This window comes from Parasutterella secunda, assembly GCF_024733725.1.
Lineage (GTDB): Bacteria > Pseudomonadota > Gammaproteobacteria > Burkholderiales > Burkholderiaceae_F > Aphodousia > Aphodousia faecalis.
This window is the reverse complement of the sequence record NZ_JANRHP010000005.1, coordinates 131103-154371: the sequence shown is the minus strand read 5'-3', so window position 1 is coordinate 154371 and position 23269 is coordinate 131103. Positions and strand designations below refer to the sequence as shown.

Annotated in this window: 21 protein-coding genes and 1 tRNA gene; 12 read left to right on the top strand and 10 right to left on the bottom strand. The window is 49.0% G+C overall.

Annotated features, from left to right (window positions below; translation table 11 throughout):
- Positions 1-81 precede the first annotated feature (81 nt).
- A complete protein-coding gene (gene dcuC / locus NW199_RS06655; RefSeq protein ID WP_258334032.1) occupies positions 82-1326 on the top strand; it encodes a C4-dicarboxylate transporter DcuC in 1245 nt (414 codons plus the stop codon).
- A gap of 65 nt (positions 1327-1391) precedes the next feature.
- Here dcuC and NW199_RS06650 read toward each other — a convergent pair whose 3' ends face one another.
- From NW199_RS06650 to NW199_RS06630, 6 genes are all read right to left on the bottom strand, one after another.
- Positions 1392-1925: a M15 family metallopeptidase gene (locus NW199_RS06650; protein WP_258334031.1), complete on the bottom strand. Its 534-nt coding sequence runs from the start codon at positions 1923-1925 to the stop codon at positions 1392-1394.
- A 404-nt stretch (positions 1926-2329) separates the two neighbouring features.
- The gene (speF, locus tag NW199_RS06645; protein WP_258334030.1) at positions 2330-4489 is read right to left on the bottom strand and encodes an ornithine decarboxylase SpeF; all 2160 of its coding nucleotides are present in this window, start codon (positions 4487-4489) and stop codon (positions 2330-2332) included.
- A gap of 185 nt (positions 4490-4674) precedes the next feature.
- A complete protein-coding gene (gene speFL, locus NW199_RS08815; RefSeq protein ID WP_353477832.1) occupies positions 4675-4809 on the bottom strand; it encodes a leader peptide SpeFL in 135 nt (44 codons plus the stop codon).
- 173 nt (positions 4810-4982) lie between these two features.
- The gene (locus NW199_RS06640; RefSeq protein ID WP_258334029.1) at positions 4983-6248 is read right to left on the bottom strand and encodes a peptidase U32 family protein; all 1266 of its coding nucleotides are present in this window, start codon (positions 6246-6248) and stop codon (positions 4983-4985) included.
- Positions 6249-6259: 11 nt separating this feature from the next.
- On the bottom strand, positions 6260-6769 hold the full coding sequence (locus NW199_RS06635) for a GNAT family N-acetyltransferase (protein WP_258334028.1): 510 nt from the start codon (positions 6767-6769) through the stop codon (positions 6260-6262).
- Between the two features lie 87 nt (positions 6770-6856).
- The gene (locus tag NW199_RS06630; RefSeq protein ID WP_022472178.1) at positions 6857-7261 is read right to left on the bottom strand and encodes a VOC family protein; all 405 of its coding nucleotides are present in this window, start codon (positions 7259-7261) and stop codon (positions 6857-6859) included.
- Positions 7262-7434: 173 nt separating this feature from the next.
- Here NW199_RS06630 and NW199_RS06625 point away from each other — a divergent pair, with 173 nt between their 5' ends.
- The 6 genes from NW199_RS06625 (at position 7435) to NW199_RS06600 (ending at position 15130) form a co-directional block, all read left to right on the top strand.
- Positions 7435-8910: a leucyl aminopeptidase gene (locus tag NW199_RS06625; protein WP_258334027.1), complete on the top strand. Its 1476-nt coding sequence runs from the start codon at positions 7435-7437 to the stop codon at positions 8908-8910.
- 7 nt (positions 8911-8917) lie between these two features.
- Positions 8918-9361, top strand: coding sequence for a DNA polymerase III subunit chi (locus NW199_RS06620; protein WP_249092101.1), 444 nt, complete (start codon positions 8918-8920; stop codon positions 9359-9361).
- Complete coding sequence (locus tag NW199_RS06615; protein WP_249092100.1) at positions 9358-9723, top strand: hypothetical protein; 366 nt, start codon at positions 9358-9360, stop codon at positions 9721-9723. The genes NW199_RS06620 and NW199_RS06615 overlap by 4 nt, the downstream gene beginning before the upstream one ends.
- 44 nt (positions 9724-9767) lie before the next feature.
- Complete coding sequence (locus tag NW199_RS06610; protein ID WP_258334026.1) at positions 9768-12596, top strand: valine--tRNA ligase; 2829 nt, start codon at positions 9768-9770, stop codon at positions 12594-12596.
- 155 nt (positions 12597-12751) lie between these two features.
- Positions 12752-13906, top strand: coding sequence for a DmpA family aminopeptidase (locus NW199_RS06605; RefSeq protein WP_022472173.1), 1155 nt, complete (start codon positions 12752-12754; stop codon positions 13904-13906).
- Between the two features lie 132 nt (positions 13907-14038).
- Positions 14039-15130, top strand: a complete 1092-nt coding sequence (locus tag NW199_RS06600) for a DmpA family aminopeptidase (RefSeq protein WP_022472172.1) — start codon at positions 14039-14041, stop codon at positions 15128-15130.
- A 42-nt stretch (positions 15131-15172) separates the two neighbouring features.
- Here the strand turns inward: NW199_RS06600 and NW199_RS06595 are convergent, their stop codons facing one another.
- The gene (locus NW199_RS06595) at positions 15173-16414 is read right to left on the bottom strand and encodes an MFS transporter (RefSeq protein WP_258334025.1); all 1242 of its coding nucleotides are present in this window, start codon (positions 16412-16414) and stop codon (positions 15173-15175) included.
- A 476-nt stretch (positions 16415-16890) separates the two neighbouring features.
- On the opposite strand from NW199_RS06595, the gene NW199_RS06590 reads away from it, so the two are divergent.
- The 3 genes from NW199_RS06590 to NW199_RS06580 all read left to right on the top strand — a co-directional run bounded on the left by NW199_RS06590 (position 16891) and on the right by NW199_RS06580 (position 18083).
- Positions 16891-17133 carry an ABC transporter substrate-binding protein gene (locus NW199_RS06590; protein ID WP_022472170.1) on the top strand — a complete coding sequence of 81 codons (243 nt, stop codon included), beginning with the start codon at positions 16891-16893 and terminating at the stop codon, positions 17131-17133.
- An 85-nt stretch (positions 17134-17218) separates the two neighbouring features.
- Positions 17219-17449: a helix-turn-helix domain-containing protein gene (locus NW199_RS06585; protein ID WP_022472169.1), complete on the top strand. Its 231-nt coding sequence runs from the start codon at positions 17219-17221 to the stop codon at positions 17447-17449.
- Between the two features lie 97 nt (positions 17450-17546).
- Positions 17547-18083: a hypothetical protein gene (locus tag NW199_RS06580; protein ID WP_258334024.1), complete on the top strand. Its 537-nt coding sequence runs from the start codon at positions 17547-17549 to the stop codon at positions 18081-18083.
- Positions 18084-18162: 79 nt separating this feature from the next.
- Here the strand turns inward: NW199_RS06580 and NW199_RS06575 are convergent.
- Positions 18163-18255, bottom strand: a tRNA-Ser gene (locus tag NW199_RS06575).
- A gap of 101 nt (positions 18256-18356) precedes the next feature.
- The gene (locus NW199_RS06570; RefSeq protein WP_258334023.1) at positions 18357-19157 is read right to left on the bottom strand and encodes an RNA methyltransferase; all 801 of its coding nucleotides are present in this window, start codon (positions 19155-19157) and stop codon (positions 18357-18359) included.
- A gap of 95 nt (positions 19158-19252) precedes the next feature.
- Between NW199_RS06570 and NW199_RS06565 the strand changes: the two genes are divergently transcribed.
- Together NW199_RS06565 and mutS are read left to right on the top strand one after the other, a co-directional pair.
- Entirely contained in the window at positions 19253-20053 is an 801-nt protein-coding gene (locus NW199_RS06565) for an inositol monophosphatase family protein (RefSeq protein ID WP_249092092.1), read from the top strand.
- A gap of 35 nt (positions 20054-20088) precedes the next feature.
- A complete protein-coding gene (gene mutS / locus NW199_RS06560; RefSeq protein ID WP_258334022.1) occupies positions 20089-22716 on the top strand; it encodes a DNA mismatch repair protein MutS in 2628 nt (875 codons plus the stop codon).
- Here mutS and NW199_RS06555 read toward each other — a convergent pair.
- The gene (locus tag NW199_RS06555) at positions 22713-23261 is read right to left on the bottom strand and encodes an FKBP-type peptidyl-prolyl cis-trans isomerase (RefSeq protein ID WP_249092090.1); all 549 of its coding nucleotides are present in this window, start codon (positions 23259-23261) and stop codon (positions 22713-22715) included. The two genes, mutS and NW199_RS06555, sit on opposite strands and share 4 nt — an antisense overlap.
- Positions 23262-23269: the final 8 nt, after the last annotated feature.

Here is a 23269-nt window from a genome sequence, read left to right as displayed (position 1 = left end):
GTAGCCAATTGACATTGGCGTTCCTTATATCCTCGGCATGAATGCCGGGGCTTTACGGAACTCGCGGTAATTGTCAGTATCGTGGTCGTCTGCTTGACGATTTACGGTCTGATCAAACGCTATGAAACACGTATGGTGTTGATTGCGGCAGGCTTGATTATGGCCATTGCTTCGCTTGAGCCGCTCACCGCCTTCCAACCATTTGATAAATCAATGACCAATGCCTCATTGATTATCGCCATTTGCTCGGCCATGGGTTTTGCCGGCGTTATTTCTCTGACGAAGTGCGATGTCCAATTGGTCGCCCTCTTAATGAAGTCGTTGCGCAGCATGGGTATTTTCCTCTTGCCTGCCAGCATGGCCGTCGCTTCTTTCTGCTCGGTGGCCATTCCCTCCACGGCGGGCTTGTGCGCTGCTGTCGGCCCGACTTTGATTCCGATTTTGGTGCGCGCCGGCTTCAAGCCCGCGATCGCCGCAAGCTGCTTGGTTGCTTCTTCGTTTGGCGCCTTCTACAACCCCGGCGTCTCCCACGACGTTTTCGTTGCCAAGATGGCCAACATGGAAGTAATGGATTTGATTTCAGCGATGTCCACAAAACTTCTGATTATCGTCGTTGCCTTCATGGTCATGCTGACGATCGTCTGCATTGTCTATAAGGACTATAAGCGCCCGGAAAAAGGAGCCGTTGCTGAAAATAACGGTGAACAAAGAGCATCCAATTTGCCTGAAAAGATTAACCTTGCCTACGCTATCGCTCCGCTTGTTCCGATCGCCTTGTTGCTGCTTTGCACGCTCTACTTCAATGTGAAGATCTCTGTGGCCACGGCTATGTTGATCGGTGCCATTTATGCTTTGGCTGTGACGAGAACGAGCCCGGCTGAATGCACGAAGAAATTCTTCGACGGCATGGGCAGCGGCTACGCCAAGATCCTCGGTATTATCATCGCTGCCGGCGTATTTGCGGCCGGTTTGCGCGCGGCCGGCGTCATTGATATTTTGATCAACTTCCTTCAAAACTCCAGCGAATGGGCCAAGATCGGCGGCAGTGTCGGTCCATTCCTCTTAGGTGTTTTGACGGGTTCGGGCGACGCAGCAGCCTTTGCCTTTAACGAAGCGGTCACACCTCATGCCGCCTCCTTCGGTATGACTATCCCTGATTTGGGTATGCTCGCTGCTATCACTGGCGGTATCGGCCGTACGGCCTCTCCCTTGGCGGGCGGCGTGATTTTGGTCGCAGGCCTTGCAGGCGTCAATCCGATGGAAATCGTAAAGCGCACAGCTCCCGCCTGTATCGTCTTGATGATTGTGACCTATATCGTTTTCTAATCTAATCATCAAACCATTATCAAAACGCCGATATCATCTCGATGTCGGCGTTTTTTATAAGACCGTTATTTTGTTTTTTCAAAATGCTGATAGTCTTTTCGCGTTTTCCAGTCTCCGCCCCACTCAAAGCCTCTTTTCTTAAACTCTTGAACACACAAATCATCGGCGCTAATCTTATAGACAAAATTTTGTTCTCGATCCACGTACGGCATACCGGCTTTGGGACTGACAAACGTTCCTTTATCGGTTTTAACCACATAGGGATTGAAGAGCGGATTGATATCGATAGCCATTCCGTGGCTGTGATTCGATAACACTCGAGTACCTTGAACAAATCTGAAATTAAAAGCTGATGAATTATTCTCACTCATGGATTTCTCGTCATCGGCCCCGTAGTTATCAATTAGCACCATTTTTTCGATCGGATAGCGGTTTTTAAAAAGGATTTTGAAAACGTCTAAAACATCCTGACTGATAGCCTGATTGACAACCATTTCACCTAAACGGATACGGTTGTCAGCGGTGTAATGCAGCACTTTCAGATAGCGCAACTTTTCTCTCGAAACTGTGCAATTGGCAGGATATGAATTCCCTTTCATCCGATCGAAGATTTCGTCTGCAATAGGTGAAGCTGAAAAGCATTGTTGATCGCAAAAAGCCTGAACACCTTCTTCAGAAACGAAAGAAGCGGCTTGCCAGTGGCTTATTTTTGATTCATCCGCAAGCAGGCTTTCTAAACTTTGCGCATTGGCAAGAAAACATAATGAGAAAAGAGGAAAAAAGAAAATCCTATTTAAACTGATCGCCATTTCTGAAACATCGCCTATTGATTGCCTTGCTTGCATTGTAACGAACTGTCTTAGCCTGAAATTGTTTGGCAACGTCAAAATGGTCAATTCAAAGGCGCCCAACTTTTTCTTGATTGAGACAAAAGAAACCTTACGGACCGAAGGCAAACACCTTCGGCCGTCTATTTTTGATTGAATTCTTGTGGAACACTAAATCAGGCTTTTTCTTTAATCACGTAGCCGTACGCACGCTTTCTGCCGTCAGCGTCCTGCTGGATATAAACGCCTTGAAGTTCGGGTGAAAAGCCCGGCATGCGGTTGATGCCTTCTTCAAGTGCCAAGAAGTATTGCAACACCGCGTCACTCCAAACCTCACCTGGCACACAACAAAGCACGCCCGGCGGATAAGGCAGAGCACCTTCAGCGGCAATGCGGCCTTCGGCCTTTTCAAGCGGCACCAATTCCACATGACCGCGGATGAATTCAAAGTGAGCCTCCTGCGGCTGCATGGCCATCTTCGGGAAATGAGCCTTACGGAACATTTCCTTTTGCAATTGCTTCACATTGCGGCTTCTGTAGAAGTCGTGCATTTCTTGGCAAAGCTGACGGATGGTGTAACCGCGGTAGCGTTCTTCGTTAGCCGAATAGACACTGGGTAAGACTTCAGACAAGGGGGCGTCAGCATCAAGCAACTCTTCAAATCGCTTGATTTGAGTGACCAAGTGCGTCATCTTCGCCATGTCTTCGGCAGGAGTCATTAAGAAAAGAATGGAATTTAAGTCACACTTTTCAGGGATGATATTGTTTTCACGCAAGTAGTTGGCAAGAATGGTTGCCGGTACGCCAAAATCATCATATTCCCCGGTTTCGGTGTTGATTCCCGGCGTCGTTAAAAGGAATTTACAGGGGTCAACAAAATATTGGTGTTCGCCATAGCCTTCGAAAGCGTGCCACTTTTCACCGGGCTTGAAATCAAAAAACTTCAAATCACGAGCCATTTCTTCGGTCTCAAAGCTTTCCCACGGACGGCCGTCCACAACGGTCGGCACAAAGGGACGGATATGGTGGCAGGTCTTCAAAAGTAATTTTCTGGCTTCAATCCCCACCTTGACACAATCAAGCCACAAGGCCTTGCCCAACTCCCCTTCATGCATCTTGGCGTTAACATCCAACGCGGCAAAAAGCGGATAGAAGGGACTCGTGGAAGCATGCATCATAAAGGCGTTATTTAAACGCTTGTGAGGCACATAGCGATCCTGCCCCTTGATGTGGCTGTCCTTTTTGTGAATTTGAGAAGTTTGTGAGAAACCGGCTTGCTGCTTATGAACCGATTGAGTCACAAAGATACCGGGATCTTCGGGGCCAAGTTCAAGAAGCAGCGGCGAGCAGTCCTTCATCATCGGGATAAATTGCTCGTAGCCCACCCAGGCAGAGTCAAAAAGGATGTAATCACAGAGATGACCGATGGAGTCAACCACTTGGTGAGCGTTATAGATTGTGCCGTCATAGGTGCCCAATTGGATCACAGCCAAGCGGAAGGGGCGCTTTTGATCGGCTTTTTCAGGAGCGACTTCACGCACCAAACCGCGCAGATATTCTTCATTGAAGCAATGAGCGTCAATGCCGCCGATAAAACCATAGGGATTGCGGGCTGTTTCAAGATAAACAGGGGTTGCGCCAGCTTGAAGCAACGCACCATGGTGGTTGGATTTATGATTGTTACGGTCAAAAAGCACTAAATCGCCCGGAGCTAAAACGGCATTCAACACGACTTTATTTGAAGCCGACGTACCGTTTAAAACGAAGTAGGTTTTATCAGCGTTATAAATTTTAGCGGCCGCTTTTTGCGCGGCACATGGAGCGCCTTCGTGAATCAGCAAATCGCCCATGGAAACGTCGGCATTACAAAGGTCAGCACGGAAAATAGATTCGCCGAAAAAATTGTAGAAAGCGCGGCCTGCCGGGTGGCGACGGAAGAACGCGCCCCCCTGGTGCCCCGGGCAGTCAAACTGAAGGTTGCCCGCTTGAACATACTTTTCAAGGCTCCCAAAGAATGGCGGCAGTAACTGTTCTTCATACTTTTGAGCCGCGTTATCGACTTGACGCCCATAAAAAGCTTTGTTGGTCGGATTGGTATCCATCACGCCATAAAGTTGTCCGACCGGCAATTGAGATGGGTCATCGGAAACGGCAAAAACCGGAATTCCCAAGTGAAGGGACTGCACCTCTTCGAGCTTGCCGGCCCGAAGATCTTCACTGCTTAAAACAACCGCGGACACTTCCATCCAGTCTGCCCCCTTTACGGGAACTTGCTCATGAATGGATTCAAAAACATCTTCCAAGCCAGCGCTTACGGCAACTTTTAATTGTTTCATAATTGGTTATCCTTAGAAAAATTCCATCACTGCGCGTTGCTCAACACCTCTCAAGGAGGTTTCCCCATTCACTAAACACCGTTTATTCGATGCTCTTGGGCAACATTAGCCGTAACAGAATCAAATTTTATATGGTGGAAGTTTGACGAGAGAAATTTCGTCAGTTCAGCCCTAACGATACGGGCCTAACCAAACGTGGCGGAAGAATCGTTGGAGGAGGCGGAAAAACGACAATAGCTAAAGCAAGAGCGACAGCTAAAACACGTAATGTGCCGTATTCGACGAATCACAGCATTTTGCACCCAGTGATTCACATGCATTTTGGTTCTCCTAAATGCAATCTCTCCTATACTTCGTTAATGTATTTTTACATCAACGCTTTTCATTTTTACATAAAAATTCTTTAAAAACAAACAACAGTATCGATATTCGTTTAGTAAAAAAATCCCCATCCATCAGGACAGGGATTGACAATGTTGGCTGAAAAATATTCTTACTGGACGTCTTCTTCGTCTGCAGTAACCGTCCTCACGACGTAGAGCTTATCGTTTTCACGAACTTTTTCTGCCACTTTGAAAGTGATATCCATTCCCTTTTGAATGTTTTCAACCGCTACGTCATCAACAAGAATTTTTTCAGGCGTTACGTACACAGCTCCGGTTGTCGGTCCCGTGATTAAAAGCTTTTCTCCAAGTTTAAAGTTTTGCGCCTGAACCAAAAATTCAGCCACACCTAATTTAGAGTAATACTTTAAGCACTTGCCCGTATAAAACTTCTTTTCCGTCGCTCTTGAGCCATAGTGCTCGGTGAGTTCACCGACGGGCTGTCCCAGATAAAAACCATCCCAAAAGCCTCGATTAAAAACCGTCGCCAGCCGCGCGTCCCATGACTGAGAGAGCTCCTCAGTCCAACGATCTTCGGCGATGGCCTTTAACGCTTCGTCGTAACACTCAACGACCGTGCGAACGTATTCCGGTCCCCGCGCCCGTCCTTCAATTTTAAAAACCCGAACGCCCGCTTTCACCATTCTGTCCAAGAATCCGATGGTCTTCAGATCTTTCGGACTCATGATGTATTCATTGTCAATTTCAAATTCAATATCGCGCTCCTTATCTTTCGCTATGTAGGAACGACGACAGGTTTGAATGCAGCTGCCGCGATTGGCGCTGTAACCACGGGTGGAAAGACTCAGGTAACACTTGCCGCTCACCGCCATGCAAAGCGCGCCGTGGCAGAACATTTCAATACGAACCAATTTGCCAGAAGGGCCGCAAATTTTTTCTTCCTCAATGGCTTTGGAAATGGCCGTCACTTGCTTGAGCGTGAGCTCTCGGGCTAAGACCACAACATCGGCAAATTGAGAGAAAAAGCGAAGTGACTCGACGTTGGAAATGTTCAATTGCGTTGACAGATGGACTTCAAGGCCAATTTGCCGGCAGTAGCTCATGACCGCGACATCCGAGGCAATGATTGCGTCAATCCCCGCCTCTTTAGCCGCCTCTAAAATTTCACGCATCAAGGGACGTTCTTCATCGTAAATGATGGTATTGACCGTCAGATAACTCTTGATACCGTGTTCACGGCAAATCCCTGCAATTTCTTTTAGATCGGCAATCGTAAAGGTTTTTGCCGAGTGGGCACGCATATTGAGATTTTCAACCCCAAAATAAACGGCATCAGCATGGGCTTGGATAGCTGCATAAAGGGACTCTCTCGAGCCCACGGGAGCCATGATTTCAAAATCACTTCGTTTAAGCATTGGTTTCAATCCTAAAATCCTGATGCGGGCTGGTGCTCGAAATCAAGCACCATGTCATACCAAGCGGCTCCCCCATGAACGGAGGCTGAAAGTCCTTTGTTCATAAAGCCAAATTGCTCGTAAAAGGCAATCAGCTCTTCTTTACAAGTCAAAATCAGACCGCGGCGGTTTTCGTTGCGTGCCTTCTCAATCATTTCCATCATTAATAACGAGGCGTAGCCGCGATGTCTTTTCTGGGGCAATACTGCCAAACCGAACACGCTTTGCCAGGCACCATTGGGGTTATGCAGTGACGCATCTTCGTAAAGATCATCGGTAATCGTTTGCTGATCGGTCACCATGCCGTCGATGAGGCCGCAGATATTGCCATCTTCTTCCAACACAATGAAACAGTCGGCAAAAACCGCCAGACGCTTTTTAAAATTTTCCAAACTGCAAGCTTCCGCGGGCGGGAAAGAAGCACTTTCCACCCCTGCCAAAGCCTCCGCATCGTCAATCGTTGCATAACGAAGCTGAATCACGCTCTAAGCTCCTAAAAAAGAAGCGCCCGGGGTCGACAGGGCCTGGGCGCCGCGGGCGGTCAAAACCGCCCGAATTCAAATCAAAGATTATTTTTTCCACTTACCGTGTACAAGCACCACGCGATAGCCATCGGCATCTTCATAGGCCACACAAGGCCACTTTCCGTTGACATACTGCACGGGCGGTGTCACCTGAGGTACACCGGCTTGGAACATGGCCGCCAACCGAGCGCTCCAATGTTCTTCCTCTTCAATACAAAAGACCCGATAATGCTCAGCCGACGGCGCACGCGGAGCGCCTTCACTGCCTCTGACCTGAGAAAATTCAAACTGATACGGCCAATCCTTATGACCCAAGAGCACGGTGTCCATGCCGTCAACATTTTCACTGCGATCGAGTACTTCAAAACCCAAACCGTCACGATAAAAAGGCAACAACAATTCAATATCTTTTGTTTGGCGAGACAGACGTAATTTCGGATAAGCCGTCATGTTTCGAACTCCTAATAAACTGTGCGATTGTCAAAGTAACGGATTTATTATAGACGCTGCCATTGCTTTTTTCGCTCTTTTGACCGCGTTTTTGCCTAGAAAAAGCGTAGGAAAAACAAAACGTTTTTATTAAAATGAGTAGTTTCAGAGAATTCTTTTGAAGGACGCCGGAATTGAAACTGACCGTCAAGATCCAATCTATTGAAAAAATCAACTCACAAGCACTCATCATCGGCTTGTTTGAAAAGACAAAGACCACTCGCTCTGAGAGCAAAGTCGAGGGGCTCGATCAGTCCATCAGCGACATGGTGTCTGTTGATGGTTTTAAAGCTGGGCTCGGCGAGGTGACGCGCGTGTTGCGCCCGATGGGAATGTCTGCCCGAGAATTGATTTTGGTCGGTCTGGGACCACAGGAAAAGTTTGACGAAGATGCGTTCACACGCGCCGCACGGGCTGCATTGGCTGCCACTCGGGCAGAATCGGTTTCGGTTTTACTCTCCGATTGGTGTTTAGAAAATAAGACCGAAGAGTGGTCCGTTTTACAACTGGCGATCGCCGCCGGCACTGCTTTTGAACCGCTCACGGAAGAAAACAGAAAACTATTGGAAAAGCGCCATGTCAACATTATCGTCAGACAAAAAGGCATCGCGTTAACCCAAACGGCCGAGATCGGTCAAGCAATTGCATCGGCCATCAATCGTGCCAAAGTTTGGGGGAATCTTCCTGCCAATATCTGCACGCCATCGTATCTGGCCGATGAAGCAAAGAAACTTGCGTCCGTCAAAGGTGTCACAGTTAAGATTCATGATGAAAAAGCCGCTCGAAAAATCGGCATGAATGCCTTCCTTGCCGTGGCGCAAGGTTCCCGTGAAGCGCCGCGCTTTATTGAACTGCACTACAGCGGCGCAGGCAAAAACGAATCGCCCGTCTGCTTGGTTGGCAAGGCAATCACTTTGGATGCCGGCGGTCTGTGCCTTAAACCTTCAGCGCATATCACTGAGATGAAGTTTGATATGGCTGGCGGCGCAGCGGTTTTAGCTGTTTTTGAAGCGATCGCCAAAGAAAAGTGGCCGATCAATCTTGTGGCTTTAATTCCTGCCTGTGAAAATTTACCCGATGGCGCAGCCTACAAACCCTCCGACGTTATCAAGACACTTTCGGGCAAAACCGTAGAAATCACCAATACCGATGCTGAAGGTCGATTGATTTTGGCCGATGCCCTAACATACGCCTCGCGCTTTGAGCCGCAAGCCATTATTGATGTGGCAACGCTCACCGGTGCCGTTCAAGTGGCCTTGGGTTCGGATATCAGCGGTCTTTTTGTCAACGACCCCGTTTTGTGTGACATGGTAGAAACCTCTGCCGATGTCGCTCACGACCCTGTCTGGGCTCTGCCCTTTGGCGGCCGCCGCTTTAAAGAATTAATTAAGAGCAATGTTGCCGATTGCGTTAACACCGGCCCGCGCGGAGTGGGCGGATCCTGCGTAGCCGCAACATTTTTAAGCCAATTTGTCGACGATGAAACACCGTGGGCTCACCTTGACGTGGCTGCTACAGCTTATAAGTCCGGTAAAGACGCGCACAGCACCGGTCGTCCCGTGGCGCTTTTGATGATGCTTTTGCACCAAATGGCCAGCGTCGCTGAGTAAAAAAGAAATGGCGCAACGAATCGACTTTCACTTTAACGTTCCCAACAGGCTGCTTTACGCCTGCCGGGTTGTACGCAAAGCACGTGCCAACAACATGACGGTGGCCGTGTGGACGCGCGATGCGCATAGGCTTGATTTCTTTGTCCGTCAACTCTGGAGTTTCGAGCCGACGGGTTTCTACCCCCACGTTGCCGCCGATGATGAATTGGCGGCCGAAACGCCGATTGTTTACCACACGGACGAAAAGCTCTTGCCTGCTCGAGATGTTTTGTTATTGCTCGATGATGAAGTTCCCGATGACTGGAAGAGTCTCTTTAGCCGTTTTGGGCGGGTGATTGATATCGTCGGGGCGGCAGAGTCTGAGCGGCAGCCTGCGCGCGAGCGTTTTAAGATTTACCGGTCGGCGGGGCTGGCTCCCGTCGCCCATGACCAAGGAGCACAACACGCATGACCAATGAATTACTGCGAAAAGAGCCCACCATCGCCCATCACGATGACATCCCCGTTCTGAACGACCGAATCAATGTCTCGTGGGAAAAACTAAGCCGTGTGCTTGAACCGGTCGGCATGCCCGGTCATGGCCAAAACGCCTCTTCGCTGTCCGATCAAGAAATGGCGTTGGTGCTCGCGGGCGACCGAATCGCCGAGAATGTATCGGCACAGATGGACGACATTTTAAGTATGGCTATTAACAATAGTTACCATCGTCTGCGCGCTGACCTGACCAATCAATTACGAGCCGCCGTCAAAGAAGCGGTTCATGAAGAGATTGAAAAAATCGTACAATCCGACAAACGTTCCAATTTGTCGTAACGAACACCGAATTTGTAAAAACTTTAGTTTTGAAAGATTGAAAAATGAGTACTGAAGAACTTGCCAAGAGCTTTGAACCGGCACAAATTGAAAAGCGCTGGTACGAAACGTGGGAAAAGCGCGGCTACTTTGCCGGCAAACTTGACCCCACGAAACCTTCCTTCAGCATCCAGCTGCCCCCGCCCAACATCACGGGCATTTTGCACATGGGGCACGCTTTTAACCAGACGGTAATGGATACGCTTGTGCGCTACCACCGTATGAAGGGCTACAACACGACTTGGGTCCCGGGAACCGACCACGCCGGTATTGCCACGCAAATTGTTGTTGAACGTCAGCTTGAAAAAGAAGGACTGAATCGCCGCGATATGAAGCGTGAAGACTTCATTGCGCGTGTGTGGGAATGGCAAAAGTTCTCGGGCGGCACGATTTTGCAGCAGATTCGCCGCATGGGTGACTCGGTTGACTGGGATCGTCTGTACTTCACCATGGACGAAAAACTCTCCAAGGTGGTCGTAGATACATTCGTCAAACTCTACAACGACGGTTTGATCTATCGCGGCACTCGTTTGGTGAACTGGGATCCGAAGCTGCAAAGCGCCGTGAGCGACCTGGAAGTCGAAAGCGTTGAAGAAAACGGGCACCTTTGGGAAATCCGCTACCCGGCCGCCGACGGCGGTGAAGGCGTTGTGGTGGCAACCACCCGTCCGGAAACACTTTTCGGCGACCAAGCCGTGGCCGTGCACCCGGAAGATGAACGCTATCAATCGCTTATTGGCAAAGAATTAGTTCTGCCGCTTTGCAACCGCACCATCCCGGTAATCGCTGATGAATACGTTGATCGTGAGTTTGGCTCCGGTTGCGTGAAGATCACCCCTGCGCACGACTTTAACGACTTTGCAGTCGGTCAGCGCCACAACCTTACGCCGATGTCGGTTTTAACCAAGACCGCCAAGATGAATAACAATGTCCCGGAAAAATACCGCGGCATGGATCGCTATGAAGCTCGTAAGGCGGTCATCAAGGACTTGGAAGCTCAAGGACTTTTGGTGGGCATTAAGGATCACAAGCACATGGTGCCGAGAGTCTCCCGTACGGGCGAAGTGGTCGAACCCATGTTGTCCGAACAGTGGTACATGGCCATGAGCAAACCGGCTCCCGCCACGGCCCACTTCCCCGGCAAATCCATCGGTGAAATCGGTCTTGAGGCCGTTGAGTCCGGTGAAGTCAATATTCAGCCCAAAGAATGGCGTGGTGTTTATCGTCAGTGGCTCGAAAACATTCAAGACTGGTGCTTGTCCCGTCAGCTTTGGTGGGGTCATCAGATTCCGGCCTGGTACGACGAAAAAGGCAACGTTTACGTTGCTCATAACGAAGAGGAAGCTCAGGCTCAGGCCGGAGCCGGCGTGAAGCTGACGCGTGATGAAGATGTTCTGGATACGTGGTTCTCTTCTGCCATGGTCCCCTTCTCCACCCTTGGCTGGCCCGATAGGGAAAAGATGGCTAGCGAAGGCTATGATCTTTTCTTACCGAGCTCCATGCTCGTGACGGGCTATGACATCATCTTCTTCTGGGTTGCCCGTATGGTGATGATGACTCGTTACTTCACGGGCCGAGTCCCCTTCAAGGGTGTTTACCTGCACGGCTTGGTGCGTGACGCTGAAGGCAAGAAGATGTCTAAGAGCGAAGGCAACACGCTTGACCCGCTCGACATCATGGACGGCATTGATCTCGAAAGCCTGGTGAAGAAAAACACGCGCGGCTTGCGTCAGCCGGAAAAGGCTCCGCAGGTTGAAAAGAAACTTCGCAAAAATTATCCCAACGGCATTGCCCCGCACGGCGCCGATGCCTTGCGTTTCACCATGGCCGCCTACGCCACGCTTGGCCGCAACATCAACTTTGACTTGCGCCGCGCTGAAGGCTACCGCAACTTCTGCAATAAACTTTGGAACGCCACACGCTTTGTGCTTATGAACGTTCAAGGCAAGGACTGCGGATTGGATGCAAGCCTGCCGCAAGAACGCTCTTTCGTGGACGAATGGATTCTTCGTGAATTGGACCGCACGATTGGCGAAGTGGAAAAAGCCTTTGCGGAATGGCGTTTGGATAATGCCGCCAACGCTATCTACTCCTTCGTTTGGGATCAATACTGCGACTGGTATCTGGAATTATCTAAGGTGCAGCTTGCTAACGGCACCGAAGCCCAGCAACGCGCCACGCGTCATACCTTGATCACGGTGTTGGAAGCCGTGCTTCGTTTAGCTCATCCGATTATTCCGTTTATTACGGAAGAGTTGTGGCAAAAAGTGAGCGTTGTGGCCGGTACCCGCAATGAGGACGAAGAAACCAGCGTGATGATTCAAGATTATCCGCAAGCCTCTTTTGCCGGTGAAGATACCGGAGCCGATCATAAGATGGCACTCACAAAGCAAATGATTGACGCGGTTCGCAACCTGCGTGGCGAAATGCAGCTCTCGCCCTCTCAACGCATCCCATTGGCTGTTCAAGGCAATGAAGATGTGTTGAAGACGGTGGCTCCGTACATTATGCATTTGGCTCGCGTCAGTGAAGTGACGATTTGCGAAGACATCAACAAGGCAAACGAAGGCTCGATCGCCCCGGTTGCTATTGTTGAAGACTATAAACTCATGCTGGTTGTGAAAATTGACGTGGCCGCTGAACGTGAACGTTTAGGTAAGGAAGCCGCTCGCTTAGAAGGCGAAATCGCCAAAGCCAATGCCAAGCTTTCGAACGAAAAATTCACGGCTCGCGCCCCGGAAGCAGTCGTCAATCAAGAACGTGAACGCCTGGCAAACTTCACTAAGCTCTTAGCAAAGGTCCAGGAACAGCTCGATAAGCTGCCTAAAGCTTAATTTCATCGAGAATTTCCATCACCCAACCCGAGTCATCCGATCGGATGCTCGGGTTTTTTCTTAAGGTTTTGGATTACACCGAGAGTCAAAAAGCGGAGTATCTTGGGGAAGGGCACGTATACCTTACGTGCGTTCTATAAGAAGGAGCCAATACTATGAAATTAACAAAAATTGCCGCTGGTATCTTGATGGCCGCTACGTTGACCGCTTCAAGCCTTGCATTGGCCGCTGACCGTCCGCGTGACATGGGAATCGAAATCGGCGTATTGCATCCGGGTGCCAACAACGCTATTACGGACGTCAAAGGCGTGCTTGTCGGTCAAGTCACCCTCGTTGACGAAAAGAAAGGTATGCACACGGGTGTCACCGCCATTGTTCCTCACACGGACAACATCTTTAAGAACAAAGTGCCCGCTGGTGTTTTCCTTGCCAATGCTTTCGGCAAGATGACGGGTTATCCGCAAGTTCAGGAATTAGGCAATATCGAAACGCCTATCGTTCTTACCAACACGCTTAACGTAGCCGCCGGTATTGACGGCATCATCGACTACACCTTCTCGTTTAAGGATAACGATGATGTGCGCTCGGTCAACGCCATTGTCGGTGAAACCAATGACGGTTCCATCAACGACATTCGCGCCCGTTTCGTTAAACCCTCTGACGTTTTGAAAGCCATTCAATCTGCCAAGTCCGGTCCAGTTGAAGAAGGCTGTGTAGGAGCCGGTTCCGGCACAATCGCTTTTGGTTTCAAGGGCGGTATCGGTACGGCTTCCCGTGTACTGCCGAAGTCCATGGGCGGTTATACGGTTGGTGTCTTGGTGCAAACGAACTTTGGCGGTTTACTCAATATTGATGGCGTCGAAGTGGGCGAAGCATTGGGCGGCTATCCGTACCAAAAAGAAATTGAAAGCGCTGACGGCTCCATCATGATGATTGTGGCCACCGACGCTCCGTTGAGCTCCCGCAACCTTGAACGCGTTGCCAAGCGCGCTTGGCTCGGTATGGGCAAGGCCGGTGGCGTGGCTTCGAACGGTTCCGGTGACTTCGTGATCGCCTTCTCGACGAACAAGTCCATGCGTGTGCCCTATGATGCCAAGGCTAACGAAACGCTCAAGCGCGATGTGGTGCAAAACGACAACATGACGCCTTTGTTCATGGCAACGATTGAAGCCACGGAAGAAGCCATTGTCAATTCGTTATTTGCCGCGAAAGATACGAAGACCTACAAGGGCACGACCGTGAAGGCTTTGCCTGTTGATAAGGTCATGCAAATGATGAAAGAACACAATAAGATTGTTTCTAAGAAATAATCTGACTTCATCTGATTAAACCGCAGAATCCGCCGGTGACTGTAGTGATCGGCGGATTCTTTTGTTAAAGTTAGCCTAATTTGAATGACGTTTGATCGGCTTGAGGCCGATTCTCGGAAAGGAACACGCATCATGACTGAACATTTTCAAGGAAAACGACCCCGTGAATGGGGCATCTCTTTCGGCGTCCTGCCGACCGGCACCTATAACGCTATCACCGACGTCAAGGGCGTTAAAGTCGGCCAAGTCACTTTGATTGACGATGCCAAAGGGATGCGTACCGGTGTGACAGCCATTCTTCCTCACGACGGCAATATTTTTCAGCACAAAGTCGCAGCCGGTATTTTCTTGGGTAATGCTTTCGGCAAGATGGTGGGTTACCCTCAGGTCAAAGAGCTCGGAAATATCGAAACGCCCATTGTTTTAACCAATACTTTAAATTTAGCCTCCGCCATTGATGGCATCATTGATTACGTTTTCAGCTTCAAGGAAAACGACTCTGTTGAGTCCGTTAATTGCGTTGTGGGCGAAACCAATGATGGAGCGATCAACAATATCCGCAAGCGTTTTGTCACCAGGGAGGATGTTTTAAAGGCTATTGTCGAAGCCAAAGACGGTCCGGTTGAAGAAGGCGGAGTCGGGGCCGGTACGGGGACAAAGGCTTTTAACTTTAAAGGTGGCATCGGTACGGCTTCCCGTAAACTGCCGGACAATATGGGTGGCTACACCGTAGGGGTGCTCGTACAGAGCAATTTCGGCGGACTTTTAAATATTAATGGCGTTGAGGTAGGCAAGGCACTAGGAGGCTTCCCCTATCAAAAAGAAATTGAGTGCGCCGATGGCTCCATCATGATGATTGTCGCCACCGATGCCCCGCTTGAAGCCAGAAATTTGGAACGAGTGGCCAAACGGGCCTTTATGGGACTGGCTAAAACGGGCGGCGTTGCCTCAAACGGTTCCGGAGACTTTGTGATTGCGTTTTCGACCAACGAAAGTGTTCGGGTGGAACACAAAGCTAAAAAACTGGCCAAACAAACCATGTCTGTCGTTCGCAACGATGATATGACCCCGATTTTCATGGCTACCATTGAAGCCACCGAAGAAGCCATCATCAATTCACTTTTTGCGGCACACGACACCCCGACTCATGACGGCCGAGTCATTAAGGCTCTGCCTCTTGATAAAGTCATGGAAATGATGCGCAAACACGCAAAAATTGGTTAATTGACTTAGTAAGGCCGGTTCAAATAACGCTGCCGGCCTTTTTTAGTTCTCTTCGTTTTTAATTTGATTAGCCGTCAAAGCTTCGTGCCCCACGTTAAGTTTTTGCGGACGCTTTTTCCAGACAATCCAATAAAGCGGAATGGTGAGGGCAACAACGGCGGCGTTAATGGCAAAAATGCCCGCGTAACCCACCGGCTGAACCAAAAAACCGGATAAGTACGGAGCCATGCCCACACCCAAGTCAAAGAAGATGAAAATGGTGCTCGTAGCCTGAGCAAACCGCTCACGCGGCACTAAAGAAATACCGGAAACTTGAGAAAGTGATTGAAAGTTTCCGAATCCCAAGCCCATGATGGCGCCGGCTAACAGAACCACCCAACTGCCTGCGTGAGATGCAAGCAACAAAAGCCCCACAATCATTAACACGAGTGTTGAGAAAATTAACACTACCGGACCATGAGCATCATAGAATTTTCCCGTTATCGGACGCGTGAGTAAGCTTGCTCCCGCGTACAAAAGGAAAAAGCTTGAAGCGGCAGCCACCACGTCATACGTTTTTGCATAATCGGCGAGCAGCGCCTGAACATTGCCCCAGGTCAAACAAACGATACCGACAAAGATACTGAAGGGCACCAAACGTTTGTCAATGAAATCGTCAAGTGAGAGACTCTTTTTCTCACGTTTTTGATCTTTGGAGGGCGTGACATCAATGACAAACCACATCAAAAGAAGACTGACAGCAGACAATCCCGTAGCGATACTGAAAATACCGTCATAACCCAGCGAGCCGATTAACGCGATACCGATAAAAGGACCAAAGCACAGCGCCAGAGCCGTACTCATCGAAAAATACGAAATTCCGCGCCCATGAAACTGTCTGGGAACAATCGTAGCCACATAGGTACCGGTGGCCGTGCCGATAACGCCCATGGCTACGCCTGAGATAAAACGAACGGAGAAAATCTGCCATATTTCGTGTGAAAAGAAATAAGCCACGTTCATTAAAAAGAAAAAGAAAACTCCGATACCTAAAACACGCCGATAGCCAACATCACGAATAATACTGCCGGTGAAAAAACGACCCACCAGGCAACCGATCACAACGATCCCCGTCGCAAGACCGGCCGTTGAGGCAGAAGCAGAAAAACCGTCCATTAAATAGCGAGTACAAACAACAAAAATGGCGTAGTAGCCAATCATGCCTAGCATATTGATAAGCGAGATCGCAACAAACGTACGGGAAAAAATAGCGCGCAAGGCGCTTTGCGGTGCTTCAGAACCCATTTCATTCAGCATAAAAAGCAATAGAGAGAAGGCCGGGTATCTTACTACTTTTTTTTCTGCTCTCTATAGCATCAGACACATATGATCAGTACCGTATATTTTTTGTTTTTCTGAGTAGTTGCCCTTAGTTTCTAGAAAAATTAATCCAAAAAGCCTATTTTTTGGCTCTAATTCTCTATATAGAATGATTTCATCATGAAAGCAAAATCGTCTTTAACCTCTTTGGCTCAATCTCGCCGTTGGTGGTGGCTCACTCATTAGTAGCGGGCCTTGGACGATTTACGCTTGACTGAATACCCCCAATATTAGCCCGCGAAATGCGGGCTTTTTCTTATCTATCCGGTTTCGCGGCTAACTCCAAAAAAGGAAATGTGATGAGTTACCGGATACAAAAAAAAAGAAAAATCTCCTCCGTACACGATGGCAAAAAGCTTCACGTTAAAAGTTTTTTCAATGTACTTTAAAGGGATTTCATCATGTTATTTCAACACGCTGCTTCTGTAACACGCCGCGCTTTAACACTATCGGCCATCTCCTTGCTATTGGTCGGCGCATATAGCGATGCTTTCGCTCAAGAGGAAAAAGTTTTTCGCTGGAGCAGCGCCGGGGACTTTCACACCTTTGATGTTCACGCACAAAACGAGTCACTCAATTCCGCTGCCAACGCCGCGGTTTATCACCAACGTCGTAAAACCACCTCATTCATGAGGTGGATATAAGACGGCAATCCGTAGGATTGCTAAAAATCAAATCCTGACGATTAAATACTTGAACAATAAGATCTGACCATGATACGATTCTGACATGTCGTTCGTATCGTATCAATTTAGGATCTATCCAAATACCTTTCAGCGTCAATCTCTGATTGACCACTTTGGTTGCACCCGTTGGGTTTACAACCGCTATCTCTCTGAAGCACCCGATGGTCACTCGCTCATTGAAAGAATAGAGAGCCGAAACGGTGAACGGATTCTTGAGCATGCGGAGAAAATCGGCTTTGGCGATCGCCGCTATCGTTTAGTCTGCATTGATTAGCTGTGTTTTAATCACAAAATTTCTGCAAGCCTCGCAAGATATCCTCTTACGAGGCTTTGCTTTATGATTCACATGAGTTGGTTTGATGGAGTGAAAGATGGTTGAAAACGGAGTGCTTGCCGGAGACTACCAAGGCTACCGAATTGACAACAATGAAATTCAGCTTCCGCTTCGGGAAAGTTGTCGCATCCAAAAAGAAATTGAAGCGCAAGGCTTTAGAACGGTGCGCAGTGACAGTTTCATCCCGCTTAACAAGGATTTTATTCAGAGCTATCAACTGATTGATTCCATTGATGACATTCAAAAAGATGTCTTCAGCGCCTTATTCAGAGGCGGGGTTGGACAAATGATTTTTGGCAATCCTGGTGGTGTTGGAGGCGCAACCATCGCTAAAAATCGCAACGACGGCTACAAAATCGTTGATGTGCAATTCAGAAATGGAAAAAGAAGTCTCCTTCGGCTGGATCTAAGAGCTTGGGAAGTATTTCTGGCTGAAAGTTATTGTTCGCCTGATTATGAACCCAAACCGATTGTTCGTCCCAAACTTACGAAAACATTTCAAATAGCCCGAAGCATTCTGGCCTTAGCAATGGTTATTGGAATCGTTTGGCTTGTTGTGCGCTGCACAATGTAGTCTTGGTCAAATGAAATACCAAGAGAAACACCTGAAATATGAGAGGATTTGTTAAGTTATTGATTTATAAGAATAAAAATGGCGGAGAAGGGGGGATTCGAACCCCCGAAGCCCGTTTTGCGAGCTTGCACCCTTAGCAGGGGTGTGCCTTCAGCCTCTCGGCCACTTCTCCGCACAATCTGAGCGTTGCTCAGTAAGAATGGGGATTTTATAAGATTTAAATTTGTTTTTCAACTACATTTTGTACCAGTCGTCAATCGGAAAAGACCTTTGCTATTTTTTCGGGCATTTTTTACCTGATCTTTCGCTTTTCGGTGAAATAATCTGCGAACACACTCCCCTTAATAAATCGACTTCCGGTTGAGTGAGCTGCGTTCGAGAAAAAAGTCTTCTGACTCGAGGCATAAACAACTTCGGCTCCTTGGGATCCAACACGCCGCAGTGAATCATTGCCTCTTCAAAATGAGCTAAAAAGCCCTCAATTGCCTGAGGTCCTGCGAGTTTTTCACCGGCGAATCGCTCCTGCCACTCATAAAGCCCATCATGAGTGATCGTCTTATCCATCATCGCCATGTGCATTTCATAAGCCATGATTTGAACAGCCTGGGATAAATTCAGGCTAGTGCAGTCAGGGTCGGCCGGGATGGCTGCGCAACCTTGACACATTGCCATCTGCTCGTTGGAAAGACCGGTTCGTTCGCAACCGAAAACAAAAGCGATATTCCCCTGCTTCTCTTTTACAAAATCGACTGCTTTTTCGGCAACAGCTCTCACCGGTTCGATGGCGGGGCCAAATTCACGATCGTAACCCGACATCGCCCAGGCAAAATGAACACCTTCAAGCGCCTCCAAGAGTGAGCCATAGGAACGACTTGATTGAAGGACATCCACACTGCTTGTTGAATAAGCGATCGCCTCGGGGTGAGTGCGGTAATTTTCTTCCCAAGGACTCACAACTCGAAGATCTCTGAAACCCATCGTTTTGATAGCCCGCGCGGCCGAGCCAATGTTGCCGGGGTGCGCCGGTTCCACCAAAATAAAACAGACGTGTTGGGATAAGGCAGAAGTTGACATTTCAGAAGCTAAATAGCCAAAAATCATTAAAATGTTTAGATTCTACACGTAGTTATCACATCAACTGATTTAAATTTTCAAGAAGGATTCTGACGATGAGTTCTCCGATGCTCAACACGGCGATGAAAGCCGCCCGTGCGGCCTGCACCATTCTTAACCGTGCTGTCGACAACCTCTCTACTCTGGAAGTTCACAAAAAAGGTCATTCTGACTACGTCAGCGAAGTGGACGTCGCTTGTGAACGCACTGTGGTCGAAATTTTGCGTGAGGCCTATCCCCGTCACCAGATTTTAGGTGAAGAAAACGGCCTCACCGGCCCTGAAAAAAGTGAATTCCAATGGATCATTGATCCTTTGGATGGCACGACCAATTTCTTGCATGGCTTCCCTCAATATGCCGTTTCCATCGCTTTAAAGCGTGAAAACGAGATTATTGAAGCCGTTATCGCGGATCCCGTTAAAAACGAAATCTTCACCGCTACGCGCGGCGTGGGCGCTTTTTTAAACGGCCGACGCATTCGTGTCAGTAAGCGCACCTCCATGGCTGAATCTTTGGTTGGCGCGGGCTTTCCTTTCCGCAAAACCGATGATGTTGAAGCCTTTATGAAGGTTTTCAGTCAATTGGCTAAAACCACCAGCGGTATCCGCCGTGCAGGCGCCGCCTCTTTGGACTTGGCCTATGTTGCCGCCGGTCGCTTGGATGCTTTCTGGGAACCGAATCTCAAGGCTTGGGACATTGCTGCTGGCTCTCTCTTAGTGCTTGAAGCCGGTGGACTCGTCACCGACTTTAAGGGAGAATCTGATTACCTCTCGACCGGTCAAATCGTAGCGGGTACCCCCAAAGTATTCGGTCAGTTGTTAGCCGTGGTTAATAAAAACTACGGTGATATCCGCTAAGCAATCGAAAGACTTCATCGTAGACGGTCGCATCAATGGCAAAAACAAAAACGGTTCAAAACACCAATGACCCGTTGGCAGGGCACACCCCTGCCATTCGGCGTTTTCTTGAGATCAAAGCCCAACATCCCGAAACCCTGGTTTTATACCGGATGGGGGACTTTTACGAAACGTTTTTTGATGATGCAGTCCGAGCCAATAAGCTTTTGGGAATCACACTTACCTCACGCGGAACCGATTTAAACGGTGAACCGATTCCCATGGCAGGCGTTCCTGAAAAAACGCTCGAACAGTACCTTGCCCGTTTGGTTAAGCAAGGGGTTTCCGTTGCAATTTGCGAGCAAATCGGCGACCCGAGCAAAGGCCCCTTGGAAAGGGAACTTGCTCGTATCGTCACGCCCGGCACTTTAACGGAAAATGAGCTTTTACCTCAAAAGCAAGATGCAGCCTTATTGGCGATATCCCCCGCCGGCCGCCATGGCGCCCGTCTGGGATTGGCCTGGCTGGTACTCAGTAACGGCCAATTTCACGTGGCCAATACAAGTCTTGAGGAACTTGCCACTGAAGTTACCCGAATTGCACCAAGCGAAATCCTCGTTCCTGAAGACTTTAAAGAAACCATTGATGAGTTAAGGCTGCCTGCGGCGATTACTCCTTTACCCAAGTGGTATTTCACCGTTGACCACGGAACCGCCAAACTCAAGCATCAATTCCAAGTACAGGAACTCACTGCTTGGGGGCTTGACGATGTTCCCGATGCGGTAAGCGCCGCCGGTGCGCTTTTAACCTACGCGGAAAACACTCAATGCGAAGCCATTCCGCATCTTTTGCCCCCTGTATTAGAGGTTCAAAGCCAATTTGTCGGGATGGATTCGGCTAGCCGCCGAAACCTGGAGCTCACACAAACCCTTCGAGGCGATGACGGCCCAACCCTTTTTTCGTTGCTTGATCAATGTAAAACCAGCATGGGATCACGCCTGTTGCGTCAATGGATTCACAATCCCTTGCGCGATACGCAGATTATCTCCTCACGGCATCAGGCCGTTGAAAGTTTTGTTCAAGCTGAGCACCTAAGGGAAAGTGTTCGCGATAAATTAAAGACCGTTCCAGATTTTGAACGTCTGGCGACTCGCATTGCCATGCGAAGCATTCGTCCGAAAGAATTGGCCGCGCTCAGAGACGCGCTTCCCCATTTAGCCCAGATTGCCCAAGAGCTCATGCTCGCTGACGACCCGCTCATTGAAGAAAAAGCGGCCGACCTTGTCATTGATCCGGCATTGTACGAAAAGCTCAACGCGGCTCTTTTAGAAGAGCCCGCCGTGCAGCTGCGAGACGGCGATGTTATTGCGAGCACCTATAACGAAGAACTGGCGACCCTTCGCGAACTGCGTGACAATGTCGGCGACTTCCTGACGCAAATGGAAATCCGTGAAAGAGCCTCAACGGGTATCCCCACTTTGCGTGTTCAATACAATAAAGTCCAAGGCTTTTTCATTGAAATTTCCCGTGGTCAGGCCGACCGTGTTCCGCTGCATTACCACAGAAAGCAGACTCTCAAAAATACGGAGCGCTACATCACGCCTGAACTCAAAGAATATGAAGATAAGGCGCTTTCCGCTCAGGAACGCTCCCAAGCTTTGCAAAAGTCGCTTTATAACGAACTGCTTGCCTTTGCAGACAGTTATGTTCCGGTTTTACAAAAGGCTTCCGCCGCTGCTGCGGCAATTGACGTGCTGACCTCTTTTGCCTATCACGCAAGCCGTGCCAATTGGATTCGTCCTGAATTGGAAAAGGCGCCCGGCATTGAAATTATCGGAGCGCGCCATCCGGTCGTTGAAGACGCCATCGAAAGCTACACACCTAACGACTGTTTGCTCATCCCCGGTCGCAGGCTTTTGGTGATTACCGGTCCCAACATGGGTGGTAAATCCACCTATATGCGATCCATCGCCCTTATTGTGCTTTTGACCTATATCGGCAGTTTCGTTCCCGCGGCCAGCGCCAAAATCGGCCCTATCGATCTTATCCTCACCCGCATAGGAGCCAGTGATGACCTCGCTCGCGGTCGTTCGACCTTTATGGTGGAAATGACGGAAGCGGCAGCTATTTTGCACCAAGCAACCGACCAAAGTCTGGTTCTCATGGATGAAATCGGACGCGGAACATCAACTTTTGACGGTCTAAGTTTGGCGGCGGCCATCGCCCATGAATTAGCGCTTGTGAAAAAGAGTTTTACGCTTTTTGCGACTCACTACTTTGAACTCACAAAGCTTGAACAAACGGCGCCCGAAGTGGCCAATGTTCACGTTGCCGCGGTCGAAAACAAAAACAAAATCGTCTTTTTACATGAAGTGCAGGATGGTCCCGCTAATCAAAGCTACGGTATCGCGGTTGCTCAGTTGGCTGGTGTCCCCAACTCTGTCATCCGACGTGCTCGCAAAATGCTCAATGAGCTGCAGGAGCGCTCGCAGGTCAATGAACAACTCGACTTATTCGCTGACAACAATGTAGAGATGCCCGATGAAAAAGCGCCTGAGCCCGATAGAACCCAAGCGCTATGTGAAGAAATTGACGCGCTGGATGTGGATCAGCTTACCCCGCGTCAAGCTTTAGATCTGCTCTATGAGTTGAAAGATAAAGCGCAGACGATCCTCAATAATTAATGCAAAGTCTTTTGTTCGCTTTCTTCATCGCCCGCATCATCAACGATGTTGGCAACCATCGGCTTGTCGGAAACTTGTAAAAAAGACGGTACAACCACATCATCGGTACCGATGGTTTCGACACCTTTTTTCACCGCTTCGACATTTCTGACTGTGATTTCGAATTTCAAACCGATGCCGGCAAGTGGGTGGTTGCCGTCTAAAACCACAACGCCGTCTGCAATATCTGTCACTCGGTACGGGCGATCCAATGTTTCTCCGCGGATTTCCGTGTAACTTAATCCCACTTCAACCCCTTCTTCAAAATCCGTCTCCGGACGAATGATTAAAGCGGTTTCATCGTAGTCGCCAAAAGCTTCTTCAGGCTCAAGCTGAACGGTCACCGTATCACCCGGCTTTTTACCTTCGAGCGCTTTTTCAATCACCGGGAAAATGTCGCTATGACCATGCAAATAAACCAATTCATCGGCCGATTCCATCAGATCGCCCTGAAGGTTGTACATTTTGGCTGAGATCGTCACTAAGGTATCTTTTGCAACTTGCATTTAAATTT